Origin of the sequence: Tatumella terrea (assembly GCF_039523755.1) — a bacterium.
Taxonomy (GTDB): Bacteria; Pseudomonadota; Gammaproteobacteria; order Enterobacterales; family Enterobacteriaceae; genus Tatumella; species Tatumella terrea.
This window is the reverse complement of the sequence record NZ_BAAAFX010000031.1, coordinates 1-705: the sequence shown is the minus strand read 5'-3', so window position 1 is coordinate 705 and position 705 is coordinate 1. Positions and strand designations below refer to the sequence as shown.

Sequence of the window (705 nt, the reverse complement as noted above, 5' to 3'; positions counted from 1 at the left end):
CAGTGAGCTATTACGCTTTCTTTAAATGATGGCTGCTTCTAAGCCAACATCCTGGCTGTCTGAGCCTTCCCACATCGTTTCCCACTTAACTATGACTTTGGGACCTTAGCTGGCGGTCTGGGTTGTTTCCCTCTTCACGACGGACGTTAGCACCCGCCGTGTGTCTCCCGTGATAACATTCTCCGGTATTCGCAGTTTGCATCGGGTTGGTAAGCCGGGATGGCCCCCTAGCCGAAACAGTGCTCTACCCCCGGAGATGAATTCACGAGGCGCTACCTAAATAGCTTTCGGGGAGAACCAGCTATCTCCCGGTTTGATTGGCCTTTCACCCCCAGCCACAGGTCATCCGCTAATTTTTCAACATTAGTCGGTTCGGTCCTCCAGTTAGTGTTACCCAACCTTCAACCTGCCCATGGCTAGATCACCGGGTTTCGGGTCTATACCCTGCAACTTAACGCCCAGTTAAGACTCGGTTTCCCTGCGGCTCCCCTATACGGTTAACCTTGCTACAGAATATAAGTCGCTGACCCATTATACAAAAGGTACGCAGTCACACCCCAAAGGGTGCTCCCACTGCTTGTACGTACACGGTTTCAGGTTCTTTTTCACTCCCCTCGCCGGGGTTCTTTTCGCCTTTCCCTCACGGTACTGGTTCACTATCGGTCAGTCAGGAGTATTTAGCCTTGGAGGATGGTCCCCCCATAT

At 52.2% G+C, this 705-nt stretch carries 1 rRNA gene; it reads right to left on the bottom strand.

What is annotated here, in order from left to right:
* A 23S ribosomal RNA gene (locus tag ABD035_RS17570) occupies positions 1-705 on the bottom strand; the annotation flags it as partial.